We start from the raw sequence: 15,054 nt of genomic DNA, 5'->3' as shown, positions 1-15,054 counted from the left end.
CGGCGTCGACGTGGTCACAACGGACCTCCTTCCTCGTTGGCGGCCCGCGGCGGCACCGGCGGATGCTGGGCGTCCGCGAGGGCCTGCAGCTGTCGGGCTGTCAGGACCCGGGTCAGGCCCTTCGAGTAGTGCCGTTCCAGGTAGTACTGCCCGATCATCAGGATGCTGGTGATGGCCAGGTACCAGGTGGCGGCGACGAGCAGCAGCGGGATCGGCTGGAAGTTGGCGCCCGAGATGTCGCGCGCCCGGCCGTAGAGCTCCCCGGTGTACGGCACCGCGAGGACGAGCGAGGTGGTCTTGAGCATGCTGATCACCTCGTTGCCGGTCGGCGGGATGATCACCCGCATCGCCTGCGGCAGCACGGTCCGGCGCATCGTCTGGGCCCACGACATGCCGAGCGCGGTGGACGCCTCGACCTGTCCCTCGCTGACGGAACCGACGCCGGCGCGGACGATCTCCGCCATGTACGCGGCCTCGTTCAGCCCCAGCCCGATCACCGCGAACAGGAACGCCGCGTTCAGGTCCTGCAGGTCGAAGTGCACGAACTGCGGGCCGAACGGGATCCCCAACGCGACCGACTTGTAGATGGACGGAAACAGGCCCCAGAACACCAGCTGCACGTACACCGGGGTGCCGCGGAAGATCCACAGGTACACCCACGCCGCGGTCCGCAGCACCGGGTTCGGAGACAGCCGCATCACCGCGAGGAGCACGCCGAGGACCACCGCCATGATCATCGCGAGCACGGTCAGTGCGACGGTCCGCCAGGCGCCCTCGGTGATCCGGGCGTCGAACAGGTACTGCCCGTACACGTCCCAGCCGAAGGCCTCGTTCGTCGCGGCACCGTAGACGAACAGCGCGACCAGCACCGCGACGACGACGGCCGCGATCCACCGTCCGGGCCGGCGCAGCGGGATGGCCCGGATCGGCTCCGGTTCGTCGGCGCTCGTCTCGGGTTGTCGTGTCGTGTCCTGCGCCATCGCCTCCGCCTTCCTGCCCTGGCCGCGTCAGCTCGTCGCGCCGTTGATCTGCGCCGTGGTGACGGTGCCCGATCCGACCCCCCAGTTGTCGGCGATCTGCTGGTAGGCACCGGAGTCGATGAGGTGCTGCAGCGCCTGCGCGAGCACCGGCGCCAGCGGCGACCCCTTCCGCACCGGCCAGCCGTACGGCGCCGAGTCGAACTGGGGGCCGGCGTTCTCGAGCCGGCCGTTGCTGCGCTTGATCGCGTACGCGGTCACCGGGGAGTCCGCGGACATCGCGTCGATCCGGCCCAGGATCAGGGCGTTGGACACGTCGTCCTGGCTGTCGTACTTGATCTTCGCGATCGGCTTCTTCCCGGCCGCGACGCAGGCGTCGCTCTTGGCGGGCACCTCGTCGATGTCCTCCGTGGTGGTGGTCTGCACCCCGACCCGCAGGCCGCAGGCGTCGTTCGGGTCGACGTCGTCGCCGGTGCGTTGCGCCCACTGGATCCCGGCGGTGTAGTAGTCGACGAAGTCCACCGACTTCTGCCGCTCGACGGTGTCGGTGAACGACGACATCCCGAGGTCGTAGGTGCCGGCCTGCACGGCCGGGATGATCTTGTCGAAGTCGGCCTGGTTGAACTCCGCCCGCAGCCCGAGCACCGCGGCGACCGCGTTCATCAGATCGACGTCGAACCCGACGATGTTGCCGTCCTCGTCCTTGAACTCGTTGGGCGCGTACGGGACGTTGACACCGATCTTCAGCCGGCCCGCGGACGCGATCGCCGGCGGCACCTGGGCGGCCAGCGAGTCGACGCGGTCGACGTGGACCGTCTCCGGTGGGACGAGACCCTCGCTGTTGTGGACACACCCGGTGACTGCGATCAGCACCGCCGCCAGCACACCGAAACACCGGGCGCGCCGCGGGAATCGACGCGCCGACGTCGTCACTCCCGCCGGCGAGGACCGCACCCTTCGCAGCGTACTGGCAACAGCGTCACCGCCGCAGGATTCGGGCCCCCACGGTTTCGGTGAACTCCGCGGTGGACGCCAGGCCGCCGAGGTCGGCGGTCGCCACACCCGCGGCGAGGGTCTGCTCGATCGCCCGTCTGATGCGTCCGGCCGCGCGGGCGAGACCGTCCCTGCCCTGCCGTGCCGCCAGCCAGTCCAGCAGCATCGCCGCGGACAGCATCAGCGCGGTCGGGTTGGCGCGGTTGCGGCCGGCGATGTCGGGTGCGGCCCCGTGCGCGGCCTGCGCCATCGCCTGCGTGTGCGACGCATTGAGCGAGGGCGCGGTGCCGAGCGATCCGGACAGCTCACCGGCCAGGTCCGAGAGGATGTCGCCGAACATGTTCTCGGTCACCACGACGTCGAAGTCGCCGCCGCGGCGGACCAGGTGGGCGGCCATCGCGTCGACGTGTTCGGTGTCGACGCGGACGCCCGGAAATCCCTCGGCGACCTCGACGCACACGTCCCGGAACAGGCCGGTGGTCAACGTGAGCACGTTCGCCTTGTGCACGACGGTCACCCGCCCTCGGCGGCGGGCCGCGAGGTCGCACGCGGTCTGCGCGATCCGCTCGCACGCCCGGCGGGTGAACACCGCGACCGCGAGCGCGACGTCCGGTGTCGGCATGAATTCGCCACTGCCCGTGTGCATGTTGCGGTCCGCGTAGAACCCCTCGGTGTTCTCGCGGACGATCACCAGGTCCATGTCCGGGACCACGGCCCGCACACCCGAGAACGCCTGCGCCGGTCGCACGTTCGCGAACAGGTCGAACCGCTTGCGGATCGTGCCCCCCGGGGTGAGCAGGCCGCGGAACTCCTCGGGATACGCGGCGCTGTCGTGCGGACCGAGCACCCAGCCGTCGAGGCCGGCCAACGCGTCGAGCGTGACGTCCGGGATCGGTGTGCCGTGCTCGGCGATCGCGTCCAGGCCGATCGGCAGCGTCACCCAGTCGATCGGTGCCTCACCGGCCGCGGCGACGGCGGTGTCGACGACGCCACGGGTCGCGGGCACGATCTCGTGGCCGATGCCGTCGCCGACGAGCAGACCCACGCGGGTCGAGTCGTGAGTGATTGCGCGATGAGGGTTCACGCGACCATCATTGCTCAGCATGGTGCAGTCCGTGGAACTGCTGCTCGACGCCGACCTCGACGCGGTGATCCGGCGCGAGTGGCGGCGCCTGTCGGATGCCGCGCTGCCGAGCCAGGACGTGGTGCGCAGGTCGACGAACCGGCCGCACATCACCCTCGCGGTGGCCCGGCACATCGACCCCGAGACCGACCTGCTGCTGCAGCAGCAGCTCAGCCCTCCGGACCTGCGGATCTCGCTCGGCGGTGTGGTGGTTTTCGGCGGACACCGAAAGACGTTGTCCTATCTGGTGATTCCCACAGCCGGCCTGCTGGCGTTGCAGCGAAGCATCTTTCGGGTGCTGCATGCCAGCCCCGGCATCCCCGCGCACATCCATCCCGGCGACTGGACCCCGCACATCACCCTCGCGCGGCGCGTGTTCCCGGACGAGATCGGGCCCGCGGTCAACCTTCTCACCCCCGCGCACAGCTCCGGCACCGCGGCGGGGATCCGGCGCTGGGACGGGGACGTGAAACGGGAGTGGCGCATCGCGTGACGCCCGCCGCGGGCGGGTCGGGAAGAATCGGCGCCGGTGGTGCGTTGTACCGCCCGACAGCAGCGATGCCGCTGCACCGATCCCGGCCGACGGCCGGCGGCGAGAGGATTCGAATTGGCCACCCAGACCCTGACCCAGCAGAACTTCGACGAGATCGTCACCAGCAACGACGTGGTGCTGGTCGACTTCTGGGCGTCGTGGTGCGGCCCGTGCCGCCAGTTCGCCCCCACGTTCGAGGCGTCGTCGGAGGCGCACCCGGACGTCGTGCACGGCAAGGTCGACACCGAGGCCGAGCAGGGTCTCGCGGCGGCCGCGAACATCCGCTCGATCCCGACGATCATGGCGTTCCGCGAGGGCATCCTGGTCTTCTCGCAGCCCGGCGCGCTGCCGCAGGCCGCGCTCGAGGACCTGGTCACCCAGGTCAAGGCCCTGGACATGGACAAGGTCCGCGAGCAGATCGCCGAGCAGCAGCAGGTGTAGCCGACCCCGATCGCCCGGCCCCGTGACCCCGTCACGGGGCCGGAGTCGTTTCGGGGCGGCCGACCCGACGCGGCCGGGCGGCGCCGAGTCGGGAGTCGGGGGGGACCCGCGCTACAGGGCGAGCGCCGACTCGGTGTAGCCGTCGGGCATGCCGCGCCTGCGGAACCACTCGGTACCGAACGCGGAGGTCAGCACCTCGACCGGCATCTGCAGGAACGGACCGAAGTCGCCGACCTGGGTGGCGTGTGCGACCATCGCGGCCCGCTTCGCCTCGATCTGCCCGGACACGTCCACGACCGTCGTGATCTGGTCCTCGGGCAGGCCGAGGGAGTCGACGTCGGGCGGCTGCGCCTCGTCGGTCCACGCGGGGTTCGCCTGGATCATCCGCTTCATGTGGTCGCGATTGACGGCCGCCTCGTACACCCGCCCCACCCCGGCCAGGTCGGCGGCGCGCACCCCGACCCTGTGCACCTGGATGTGGTCGGGGTGCCCGTAGCCGCCGTTCGCGTCGTAGATGGTCACGACGTCCGCGGACTCCTCGGCGAGGACCTCGGCCAGCCGGGCGGCGGCGACCTCGACGTCGACGTTGCAGAACGCGTCGGGGTGCGCATTGTCGTCGGTGCCGGCCATGCCGGAGTCCCGGTAGTGCAGCGGGACGACCCGGTGGACGCCGAGCGCGGCCGCGGACGCGTCGAGTTCGGCACGGCGCCGGCGCGCGAGGCTCTCCCCCGGACTCAGCAATCCGTCGGGTACCTCACCGAGCGCACCGTCGGTGGCGGTGACGAGGACGACACGATGACCGGCGTCGGACGCCTGGCGGATCACGCCGCCGGTGATGAACACCTCGTCGTCGGGATGCGCGTGGAAGCAGACGAGCACGCTCATGGTCAGTGCGCCGCCGCATCCCAGCTGCGGCCGACCCCGACCGAGACGTCGAGCGGCACGGACAGCTCGATCGCGCCGGCCATCTTCTCCCGCACCAGCGCCTCGACGGCCTCCCGTTCGTCGGCGGCCACCTCGAGCACCAGTTCGTCGTGCACCTGCAGCAACATCCGGGACCGCAGACCGGACGCGCGCAGCGCGTCCTGCACGTCGATCATCGCGGCCTTGATGATGTCGGCTGCGGTGCCCTGGATCGGGGCGTTGAGCGCGGCACGCTCCGCGACCTCTCGCCGTTGCCGGTTGTCGGAGTTCAGGTCCGGCAGATAGCGACGGCGACCGAACAGGGTGGACGTGTAGCCGACCTTGCGGGCCTGCTCGACCACCTCGTGCAGGTAGTCGCGGACCCCACCGAACCGGGCGAAGTAGGCGTCCATCTGCTCCTTCGCCTCCTCGGTGGAGATCTTGAGCTGCTGCGCGAGGCCGTAGGCGCTCAGCCCGTACGCCAGGCCGTACGACATCGCCTTGACGCGGCGCCGCAGCTCCGGGGTGACCTCCTCGATGGGGACGCCGAACGCGCGGGCACCGACGAAGCTGTGCAGGTCCTCACCGGTGTTGAACGCCTCGATCAGGCCCTCGTCCTTCGACAGGTGCGCCATGATCCGCATCTCGATCTGGCTGTAGTCGGCCGTCATCAGCGACTCGTAGCCCGCGCCGACGACGAAGCCGTCCCGAATCTGCCTGCCCGCGTCGGTGCGGACCGGGATGTTCTGCAGGTTCGGTTCCGTCGACGACAGCCGGCCGGTGGCGGCGACGGTCTGGTTGAAGGTGGTGTGGATGCGGCCGTCGTCGGCGACGGACTTCAGCAGGCCGTCGACCGTGACCTTGAGCCGGGTCGCGTCGCGGTGCGCGAGCAGGTGCTCGAGGAACGGGTGCTGGGTCTTCTCGAACAGCGACTCGAGCGCGGCCGCGTCGGTGGTGTACCCGGTCTTGGTCTTCTTCGTCTTCGGCATGTCGAGCTTGTCGAAGAGGATCACCTGCAGCTGCTTCGGCGAGCCCAGGTTGATCTGCTCCCCGATCACCTCGTACGCGGCGTTCGCGGCGGCGGCAACGCGGTCGGCGAACGTGGACTGCAGATCCTGCAGGTGGTCGGTGTCGACGGCGATGCCGGTGCCCTCGACGTCCGCGAGGACCGCGAGCAGCGGCAGCTCGAGGTCGGTCAGCAGCCGGGCCGACTCGATCGCGGCGAGTTCGGTGTCGAACGCGGCGGCGAGGTCGAGGACCGCGCGGGCACGCAGAATCTCCGTCTCGGCGGCCTTCGCGTCGGCGGCGTCCTCGTCGTCGAGGAGGGACAGCTGCGCCTCCCCGGTGTCCTCGACCCGCAGTTCCCGCTTGAGGTAGCGCAACGAGAGGTCGTCGAGGTTGAAGCTGCGCTGCCCGGGACGCACCAGATAGGCGGCGAGCGCGGTGTCGCTGGTCAGGCCGCCGAGCGTCCAGCCGCGGCCACGCAGCGCGTGGATCGCCGCCTTGGCCTCGTGCAGGGCCTTCGGTGCGCTCGGGTCGGCGAGCCACGCGGCGAGGGCGGTCTCGTCGTCCTCGGTGACGGTGGTCGCGACGACATAGCCGCCCTCCCCGTCCGCGGCGGCGATCGCGAGCGCGGTGACGTCACCGCCGAAGGGGGCGCCGCTCCCGACGACCGACAGGCCGGCCCGGCTCCCGTCCCGGACGTGCGCGGCCAGCCAGGCCGCGACCTCGCCGGGCGCGAGCGCACCGCCACGCACCTCGAAGCCCTCCTCGGCCTCGGGTTCGGCGGAGGACAGGGTGTCGAACAGCCGGTCGCGCAGGACCCGGAACTCGAGGTCGTCGAACAGGGCGTGGATCTTGTCCCGGTCCCAGGGCGCGAGCGCCAGCTGGTCGGGGGTGTACGGCAACCGGACGTCGCGGACCATCTCGGTGAGCTGGCGGTTGAGCACCACCGACGACAGGTTCGCGCGCAGCGCGTCGCCGACCTTGCCGCGCACCTCGTCGACCCGGTCGACGAGGGCGTCGAGGGAGCCGTACTCGCGGATCCACTTGGCGGCGGTCTTCTCACCGACGCCGGGGATGCCGGGCAGGTTGTCGGACGGGTCGCCGCGCAGCGCCGCGTAGTCCGGGTACTGCCGCGGGGTGAGCCCGTACTTCTCCTCGACCGCCGCCGGGGTGAACCGGGTCAGGTCGGAGACGCCCTTGCGCGGGTAGAGGACCGTGACGTCGTCGGTGACGAGCTGCAGCGAGTCCCGGTCGCCGGTGCACACGAGCACCCGGAAACCCTCGGCGGCGGCCTGGGTGGTCAGGGTCGCGATGATGTCGTCGGCCTCGAAGCCGTCCTCGGCCATCACCGGGATGCCGAGCGCGCCGAGCACCTCCTTGGTGATCTCGACCTGCCCCTTGAACTCGTCCGGCGTCTTGGCACGGTTCGCCTTGTACTCGGGGAAAGCCTTGGCGCGGAACGTCTGCCGGGACACGTCGAACGCGGCCGCGACGTGCGTCGGCTGCTCGTCGCGCAGCAGGTTGATCAGCATCGACGTGAAGCCGTACACCGCGTTCGTGGTCTGCCCGCTGTGTGTCTTGAAGTTCTCCGCGGGCAACGCGAAGAAGGCGCGGTAGGCCAGCGAGTGCCCGTCGAGGAGCAGCAGTGTCGGCTTGTCACCGGCGTCCGCGGCGGAGGCGGCGGGGTGGGCTGAGGTGGACGTCGTGGGGCTCACCGCAGTGAGTCTAGGGACGACCCCCGACACGGTGCCAACGGACACGGGCGTGCCGCCATCACTCACCCGACGCCGAGATAGGCGTGCTTGACCGCGGGGTCGGCCAGCAGTTCCGCGCCGGTGCCGCTGCGGGTGATCTCCCCGGTCTCGAGGATGTAGGCGCGGTCCGTGCGGCGCAGCGCCTGCTGCGCGTTCTGTTCCACGAGCAGGATGGTGGTGCCCTGCGCGTTGATCTCGGTGATGATCCGGAAGATCTGCGCGATCACCTTGGGCGCCAGCCCCATCGACGGTTCGTCGAGCATCAGCAGCCGGGGCCGCGCCATCAGCGCCCGGCCGATCGCGAGCATCTGCTGCTCACCTCCGGACAGCGTGCCGCCGACCTGGGTGCGCCGCTCCCCCAGCCTCGGGAACAGCTCGATCACCCAGTCCAGTCGCTGCGCGTACTCGGCCTTGCTCGCGAATGTTCGTGCGTAGCACCCCATGTCGAGGTTCTCCTGCACCGTCATGCCCGGAAACACCCCGCGCCCCTCCGGTGCCTGCACGATGCCGAGCGCGACCCGCTCGTGCGCCTTGACGTGGGTGATGTCGCGGCCGTCGAACACGATCCGGCCGGCGCTGAGCGGCAGCAGCCCGGACAGCGCGCGCATCGTCGTGGACTTGCCGGCGCCGTTCGCGCCGAGCAGGGTGACCAGTTCGCCGCGCCGGACCGTGAGCGAGATGCCGTGCAGGGCCCGGATCCGGCCGTAGGACACGACCATGTCGGTGACCTCGAGCAGCGGCGACGTCGGGTCGGCGGGTGCCGGGTCGTGGTCGGAGTCACGCGGTTTCGTCATCGGGCACCCCCAGGTAGGCGGCGATCACGGCCGGGTTCTCGCGGATCGCGGCGGGCCGGTCGTCGGCGATCTTGCGGCCGAACTCGAGCACCACGATCCGGTCGGTCACGCCCATCACCAGGCGCATGTCGTGTTCGATGAGCAGCACGGTGAACCCGTCGTCGCGCACCTTGCGGATCAGGTCCATCAGCGCGGCCTTCTCGCTGGGGTTGAACCCGGCGGCCGGCTCGTCGAGGCACAGCAGTTTCGGTTCGGTGGCCAGCGCGCGGGCGATCTCGAGCCGGCGCTGGTCTCCGTAGGAGAGGTTGCGCGCCTTCTCCACCGCGAGGGGGGCGATGCCGACGAACTCGAGCAGCGCCATGCCGCGTTCGACGGCGTCGTGCTCCTCCCGGCGGTGGCGGGCCGAGCGCAGGATCGCGCCGGGTACCGATGTCCGGTGCCGCGCGTCGGTACCCACGACGACGTTCTCGAGGGCGGTCATCTCGCCGAACAGCCGGATGTTCTGGAACGTGCGGGCGATACCGAGCCGGGTGATCTCGTGACGTTTCGTCTTGGCCAGCCGACGGCCGTCGAAGTACACCGACCCCGCCGACGGTTTGTAGACGCCGGTGATCGCGTTGAAGCAGGTCGTCTTGCCGGCCCCGTTCGGGCCGATCAGGCCGAGGATCTCGCCGCGGCGGATCTCGAAGCTGACGTCGTCGAGGGCGACGAGACCACCGAACGTCACGGACAGACCCTCGGTGCGCAACAGCGACTCACCCTCGTCGACCCGGATGTCTCGTTGTGGTGCAACGGCTTCGGCCACCGCCTCGGGGTTCGCGAGGGCGGGGTCGAGTGCGGCGACGTCGACGACGCCGGCGGTGGGCACATCCAGCTCGGGGGCGAGATCGACCGCCATGTCCTCGTTGTCGAACATCGCGTCGCCGGCGCCGGGGCCCGCGGTCATCGTCCGCCTCCGTTCGTGACCGGTTCCGACGGCGCGGGGTCCACCCCGCCGGACCCGACGGGGTCGGGCGGATCGACCGGCCGGCGCACCGCCTGGTACACCTGCCGACCGTACGCCAGCAGCTTCTGCCGCGCCGGGAACAGGCCCTGCGGCCGGAAGATCATCAGCACCACCAGCGCCAACCCGAAGAAGAGGTACTTGTAGTCGCCGAGCGGCTGCCCGCCGACCTCGATCGACATCGCCCGGTTCGGCAGATACACGATGATGAACGCGCCGACGATGACGCCGAGTTTGTTGCCCTGCCCGCCGATGACCACCGCGCACAGGAACAGCATCGAGTTGATCACGTTGAAGCCGGTCGGGTTGATGAACTGCACCTGCCCCGCGTACAGCGCACCGGAGAGGCCGCCGATCGAGGCGCCGATCGTGAACGCCCACAACTTGAACTTGAACGTCGGCACACCCATCATCTCGGCGACGTCCTCGTCCTCCCGGATCGCGACCCAGGCCCGGCCGACGCGGCTGCGCTCGAGGTTGCCGACGATCAGCAGGGCGGCGATCACCAGCACCATGCCGACCCAGAACCACCACGTCCCCGAGTTGACGTTGCCGCCGGTGTTGCCGGCCGAGAAGACTCCGAACGGATTCTCCTCCGATTCCCCGACCCGGGGGTACGCGATCTGCGACAGTCCCTGGCCGCCGTTGGTGACGTCGGTGAGGTTGTCGGCCAGCAGCCGCACGATCTCACCGAAGCCGAGCGTCACGATCGCCAGGTAGTCGCCGCGCAATCGCAGGGTCGGGGTGCCGAGGATCAGTCCGGTGAACGCGGTGATCGCGACCGCGATCGGCAGGCACGACAGCCACGCCCAGTCCGGTGAGAAGAAGACGCTGGCACCCATCTTGTTCCACGGACTGTTCGGGCTGGTCAGCAGCGCGACGGTGTAGGCGCCGACGGCGTAGAAGCCGACGTATCCGAGGTCGAGCAGGCCCGCGGAGCCGACCACCACGTTGAGTCCGACCGCGATCAGTGCGTACATCGCGAACTGCGCCATCACGCCGCCGAAGTCGGTGCCGGGCGTGTCCAGCAGCGGTGGCCGCCACACCGGCAGGATCGCGATCAGCGCGATCACCGGGACACCGACGAGCCACTGCATCGGACGGGCCAGCCCGTTCCACCAGCCGCGGATCGCGTCGCCGAGACCGCGGGCGACCTCCGGGCCGGGGGCCTTCGTGTGGTCGATGGTCATACCCGCACCCTCCCGAGGCTCTCGCCGAGAATTCCGGTGGGCCGGAACATCAGGACGGCGACCAACAGCACGAACGCGACCACGTCGCGCCACTCGGTGCCGAACAGGACCTGCCCGTAGTTCTCCATCACCCCGAGCAGCAGACCGCCGAGCAGGGCACCGCGCAGGTTGCCGATACCGCCGAGGACGGCCGCGGAGAACGCCTTGATACCGAGGATGAACCCGCCGTTGTAGATGATTCCGGACGGGATCTTCAACGAGTACAGCATCGCGGCGGCGCCGGCGAGGATCCCGCCGATCAGGAACGTCAACATGATGACCCGCTCCCGCGAGATGCCCATCAGGGTCGCCGTGTCGGGGTCCTGGGCGACGGCCCGGATGCCGCGCCCGAACTTGGTGCGATTGATCAGCATGTCGGTCGCCGCGGTCAGCACCAGCGCGGCGGCGATGATGACGAGGGTCACGTTCGTAACCGTCGCACCGCCGATCGTGAACACCTCGACGGGCTGCACCAGTTTGATCGGTTGCTGGGCGTTGGTGCCGCCGAGTCCGGGCCAGATCTTCGGCAGCACGTAGTGCACGAACTCCTGGATCACGAACGACATGCCGATCGCGGTGATCAGGAAGACCAGAGGTTTCGCGCCGCGACGCCGCAGCGGCCGGTACGCGACCCGCTCCAGGCCGACCGCGGCGGTCCCGGAGACCGCCATACCGAAGAGCATCGCCAGCCCGAGGAACACGACGGTCATCACGACGCCCTCGTTGTACACGTTGCCGCTGGGCGCGAACCCGAGCAGCTCGAGCGCCACGTACTGACCGAACATGCCGAGCATGAAGATCTCGGAGTGCGCGAAGTTGATCAGGCGCAGGACCCCGTAGACGAGGGTGTAGCCGATCGCGACGAGCGCGTAGATGGCGCCATAGGCGAGCCCGTCGACGGTCAGCTGCCAGAAGCTCGCGGTGAGGCCTGCGACGTTGAAGTCGATGTTGCCGGCGTGGACGGTCACGGAGTCGGCGAGTGCGGTCGCGATCATCGAGGTCTCTTCCTCGTTGGTGCGTAGGGCGCGGGGCGGTACCGGTGAAGGCGACGTGGTCGGGTGCGCGCAGGGCGCACCCGACCACGTCCGCCGGCGGTCAGTTGACCTTGTAGATCTGGATGAGCGCGTTCGACAGCTCACCCTGGGCGTTCCACTGGTACCGCTTCCCGACACCCTGGCCGTCGTAGTTCCTGACGAACCCGAGCAGGCCCGCGCGGTCCTTCACACCGGAGTCGATCGCGGCGAGCATGATCGTGGTCAGGTCGTAGCCCTCGACCGAATAGACGCCGGGCGCCTGCCCGCTCAGTGCCTCGTACTGATCCGCGAGCGCCGACGGGGCCGGAATGCACGGGCACGTCAGAATCGCGTCCTTCGCCGACTCGCCGGCCTGCTTGACGAACTCGGGGTCGTTGGTGCCGTCACCGGAGCTGAACAGCGCGGTGACACCGCCCTCGCGGAGCTGGGTCACGAACGGGGCGGCCTCCGCGTAGTAGCCCGAGTACCAGATCGCGTCCGGGTTCTGGGCCTTGATCTGTGAGACGGCCGCGGAGAAGTCCTTCTGCCCGGTCTTCACGCTGGCCGAGCAGGCGGCGTCGGCGCCCGCGCCGAGGTTCTCGGTGACGACCTTCGCGAGTCCGACGCCGTAGTCGGAGTCGTCCTGGATCACGCAGACCTTCTTCGCGCCGAGGGTGCCGGTGAGGTACTTCGCGACCACCGAGCCCTGGCTGTTGTCGTTGCCGAGACCCCGGAAGAAGGTGGTCCAGCCGTTCTGGGTGAGCGTCGGGTTGGTCGCCGACGCGGTCAGGAACGGCAGTCCGGCCTGGTTGAAGACCGGTCCGGTGGCCTTCGTCTCCCCGGAGAAGGCGGGACCGAGCAGGCCGATGATCGACTGGTCGCTGACGATGTTCGGCGCCACCTGGGTGGCCTTCTGCGGGTCGCCCTCGGTGTCGAACTGCTTGATGGTCACCTGGCAGTTCGGGTTGTTCTTGTTGTGCTTGTCGAGGGCGAGCTTCGCCCCGTTCAGGATGTTCTGGCCGAGGGCCGCGTTCGCGCCGGTGAGGGCACCCGCCATCGCGATCGACACGCCCTGGCAGGAGGCGTTGCCGCTCCCGGCCGGATCCGCGGCGTCGGTGACGTCGGCGGACGCGACCTGCGCGCCCGAGGCGTCGAGCAGCACCTGGGGCACGATGCTCAGTCCGCTGGAGGACCCGCCGGTGCCGCCGCCGGACGATCCGTTGTCGGTCGATTTGCTGCCGCATCCCGCCACGGCGAGGGTTGCGGCCACGGACAGAACCAGCGCACTGCGCGCTGCACGACGATGCATGACACACTCCCGAACTCTGCGGGCTCCGACGGGTCGGAGGGGCCGACCGCGTCAGCCCGGTGTGAACATATCCCCCACTCAATCCCCGTGCATCACATAGCAAGAACGCGTCCGGTTCGTGTCGCGGAGGTTCACTTGCCGCCCAGCGTCTCGAGGATCACCTCGGCCACGACCTTCATCGTGGTGCGGCGGTCCATCGCGGCGCGCTGAATCCACTTGAACGCGTCGGGCTCGCTGAGGGACTGTGAGGTCATCAGCACGCTCTTCGCCCGTTCGATCAGCTTGCGGGTCTCGAACCGGTCGGTCAGGCTCGCAACCTCGGCTTCGAGCGCGGAGATCTCCGCGAACCGGCTGGCGGCGAGCTCGACGGCAGGCACCAGGTCGGCTTTGGAGAACGGTTTGACCAGGTACGCCATCGCGCCCGCGTCGCGCGCCTTCTCGACGAGTTCGCGTTGACTGAACGCAGTCAGGATCACCACTGGCGCAATGCGTTTCGCCGCGATCTCGGACGCCGCGTCGATCCCGTCCCGCCGCGGCATCTTCACGTCCATGATCACCAGGTCCGGGCGCAGCTCCGTCGCGAGCTCGACCGCCCGCTGGCCGTCACCCGCCTCACCGACGACGTCGTAGCCCTCCTCGCGGAGCATCTCGACCAGATCCATGCGGATCAGCGCCTCGTCCTCGGCCACCACCACTCGGCGGCACACCGGACGGCTCTCCTGCTCGACGGGCTCGGTCATCGTCGGCCACTCCTTTCCTCGCCGGCCACCGGCGAAAACGGTCGTTTCCACCGGCGCCGGGCCCTTTGCAGGGTACCGGTGCTTGACCTTGACGCCGGATCTTCTACAGTGGGTACCCGCCAGCCCTCGTATCCCAATTGGCAGAGGAAACGGATTCAAAACCCGTGCAGTGTGAGTTCGAGTCTCACCGAGGGCACCAGTAGCACCAGGCCGGCGGCCCCGAGCCGCGCCGCTGAGGCCGGGTTCCGCAGCCCGCACCCGCCGGAGCGCCCCGCCGAGGACCACGACCGCGGGTCCAGTGCCGCGTCGGTCGGACCCTGTCCGCGGACATCGAGGAGCCGCCGCCGGCGTACCTCGGGCCAACGCTCGCGCGGTGAAGGCCGGCGCGTGGTCGCGGACCGGCCCGGCCGGACGGCGGGAACCGCGCAGCAACGCCACCGAGACGGCATCGGCACCCCGCCGAGGCGCCGGGTGGCGCCGCGATGCAGCAGACGTGGTCACGACGACGCCCACCACGGCCACACCCCGGAGAACCAGCCCGTCGAGTTCGAGGAATCCCCAGGGATCGTCCGCCACCCGCGGACGACTCGATCAGCCTGTCGGCCATCGCGATTCCGACCGCCCGACGGCCGGGGCCGGGGTGCCCCGGCGAAGCGGCGGACCGGCTCCCCCGGGCGGCCCCATTGGCGCCCCGGAGGGACAGAGGTCGGAACCGAGGCCCGTGGGCCGGCCGCGCGACGCGCCTCCCCACCGTGATGCCGGCGAACCCGCCGGGAGGCACCCCGGCGGCGGCGAACGTCGCGGCCGCGTCAATTCCGTGTTACACGGCGATCACCTCCAGGTTTCCCTCGGGCTCCCCCGTTTCGTTCTTGTAATAGAAAGGCCCACAATGGAAATCGGAGTTGTGAAGGCGGTCCGTCAGCAACTAGACATTCGTTCAACGCCGAACTTCGGCGGAACACGAAGCACCGCTTCACGACAGAAGGAGACACCCATGGGTTCCAGCGCTTCCGATCTCACCACCGTCGCCGCCGGCGCCACGATGGTCGCCGCCGTGGTCGGACTGGTCGGCGCGGCCGCCGGTCTGGGCGCCCTGTTCATCTAGCGCACAACCCCTCGGGCCCGCAGTCACACCCCTCGACTGCGGGCCCGAGGCGCGTCCGGGCCCTCCCGGAACCCGCCCGATTCACCCTGTTGTGTTCGCGGAAGTGAGGGCGCACTGTTGATCTACGACGTCG

The 15,054-nt window shown here is 69.8% G+C and carries 13 protein-coding genes and 1 tRNA gene; 3 read left to right on the top strand and 11 right to left on the bottom strand.

Features of this window, described 5'->3' with window-relative positions:
* Positions 1-14 precede the first annotated feature (14 nt).
* Genes ABD951_RS14275 through ABD951_RS14265 form a run of 3 tightly spaced genes read right to left on the bottom strand, consistent with a single transcriptional unit; the run spans position 15 to position 3,075 of the window.
* Positions 15-980 carry an amino acid ABC transporter permease gene (locus ABD951_RS14275; protein WP_345345850.1) on the bottom strand — a complete coding sequence of 322 codons (966 nt, stop codon included), beginning with the start codon at positions 978-980 and terminating at the stop codon, positions 15-17.
* Positions 981-1,007: 27 nt separating this feature from the next.
* Entirely contained in the window at positions 1,008-1,931 is a 924-nt protein-coding gene (locus ABD951_RS14270; RefSeq protein WP_425569852.1) for an ABC transporter substrate-binding protein, read from the bottom strand.
* Positions 1,932-1,956: 25 nt separating this feature from the next.
* On the bottom strand, positions 1,957-3,075 hold the full coding sequence (locus ABD951_RS14265) for an isocitrate/isopropylmalate dehydrogenase family protein (protein ID WP_345345849.1): 1,119 nt from the start codon (positions 3,073-3,075) through the stop codon (positions 1,957-1,959).
* Between ABD951_RS14265 and ABD951_RS14260 the strand changes: the two genes are divergently transcribed.
* Together ABD951_RS14260 and trxA are read left to right on the top strand one after the other, a co-directional pair.
* Positions 3,074-3,586, top strand: coding sequence for a 2'-5' RNA ligase family protein (locus ABD951_RS14260; RefSeq protein WP_345345847.1), 513 nt, complete (start codon positions 3,074-3,076; stop codon positions 3,584-3,586). The two genes, ABD951_RS14265 and ABD951_RS14260, sit on opposite strands and share 2 nt — an antisense overlap.
* A gap of 114 nt (positions 3,587-3,700) precedes the next feature.
* Positions 3,701-4,066, top strand: coding sequence for a thioredoxin (gene trxA, locus ABD951_RS14255; protein ID WP_345345845.1), 366 nt, complete (start codon positions 3,701-3,703; stop codon positions 4,064-4,066).
* A 111-nt stretch (positions 4,067-4,177) separates the two neighbouring features.
* Here the strand turns inward: trxA and ABD951_RS14250 are convergent, their stop codons facing one another.
* From ABD951_RS14250 to ABD951_RS14215, 8 genes are all read right to left on the bottom strand, one after another.
* The gene (locus tag ABD951_RS14250; RefSeq protein WP_345345843.1) at positions 4,178-4,951 is read right to left on the bottom strand and encodes a PIG-L family deacetylase; all 774 of its coding nucleotides are present in this window, start codon (positions 4,949-4,951) and stop codon (positions 4,178-4,180) included.
* A gap of 2 nt (positions 4,952-4,953) precedes the next feature.
* Entirely contained in the window at positions 4,954-7,689 is a 2,736-nt protein-coding gene (polA, locus tag ABD951_RS14245; protein ID WP_345345841.1) for a DNA polymerase I, read from the bottom strand.
* Positions 7,690-7,751: 62 nt separating this feature from the next.
* On the bottom strand, positions 7,752-8,522 hold the full coding sequence (locus ABD951_RS14240; RefSeq protein ID WP_345345839.1) for an ABC transporter ATP-binding protein: 771 nt from the start codon (positions 8,520-8,522) through the stop codon (positions 7,752-7,754).
* The gene (locus ABD951_RS14235) at positions 8,506-9,420 is read right to left on the bottom strand and encodes an ABC transporter ATP-binding protein (RefSeq protein ID WP_345345970.1); all 915 of its coding nucleotides are present in this window, start codon (positions 9,418-9,420) and stop codon (positions 8,506-8,508) included. Before ABD951_RS14235 ends, ABD951_RS14240 begins: the two co-directional genes overlap by 17 nt.
* A gap of 44 nt (positions 9,421-9,464) precedes the next feature.
* A complete protein-coding gene (locus tag ABD951_RS14230; protein ID WP_345345837.1) occupies positions 9,465-10,715 on the bottom strand; it encodes a branched-chain amino acid ABC transporter permease in 1,251 nt (416 codons plus the stop codon).
* Positions 10,712-11,749 carry a branched-chain amino acid ABC transporter permease gene (locus ABD951_RS14225; protein WP_345345835.1) on the bottom strand — a complete coding sequence of 346 codons (1,038 nt, stop codon included), beginning with the start codon at positions 11,747-11,749 and terminating at the stop codon, positions 10,712-10,714. The genes ABD951_RS14230 and ABD951_RS14225 overlap by 4 nt, the downstream gene beginning before the upstream one ends.
* A gap of 100 nt (positions 11,750-11,849) precedes the next feature.
* The gene (locus tag ABD951_RS14220) at positions 11,850-13,076 is read right to left on the bottom strand and encodes a branched-chain amino acid ABC transporter substrate-binding protein (RefSeq protein ID WP_345345833.1); all 1,227 of its coding nucleotides are present in this window, start codon (positions 13,074-13,076) and stop codon (positions 11,850-11,852) included.
* Between the two features lie 131 nt (positions 13,077-13,207).
* On the bottom strand, positions 13,208-13,816 hold the full coding sequence (locus ABD951_RS14215) for an ANTAR domain-containing response regulator (RefSeq protein ID WP_345345831.1): 609 nt from the start codon (positions 13,814-13,816) through the stop codon (positions 13,208-13,210).
* A gap of 122 nt (positions 13,817-13,938) precedes the next feature.
* Here ABD951_RS14215 and ABD951_RS14210 point away from each other — a divergent pair.
* Positions 13,939-14,015 (top strand) — tRNA-Leu (locus tag ABD951_RS14210).
* The last annotated feature ends 1,039 nt before the right edge of the window (positions 14,016-15,054 follow it).

It is taken from the genome of Rhodococcus olei, from assembly GCF_039540555.1.
Lineage (GTDB): Bacteria > Actinomycetota > Actinomycetes > Mycobacteriales > Mycobacteriaceae > Rhodococcus_G > Rhodococcus_G olei.
Note: the sequence above shows the minus strand (reverse complement) of the source record. Positions and strands in the feature narration are given on the sequence as shown.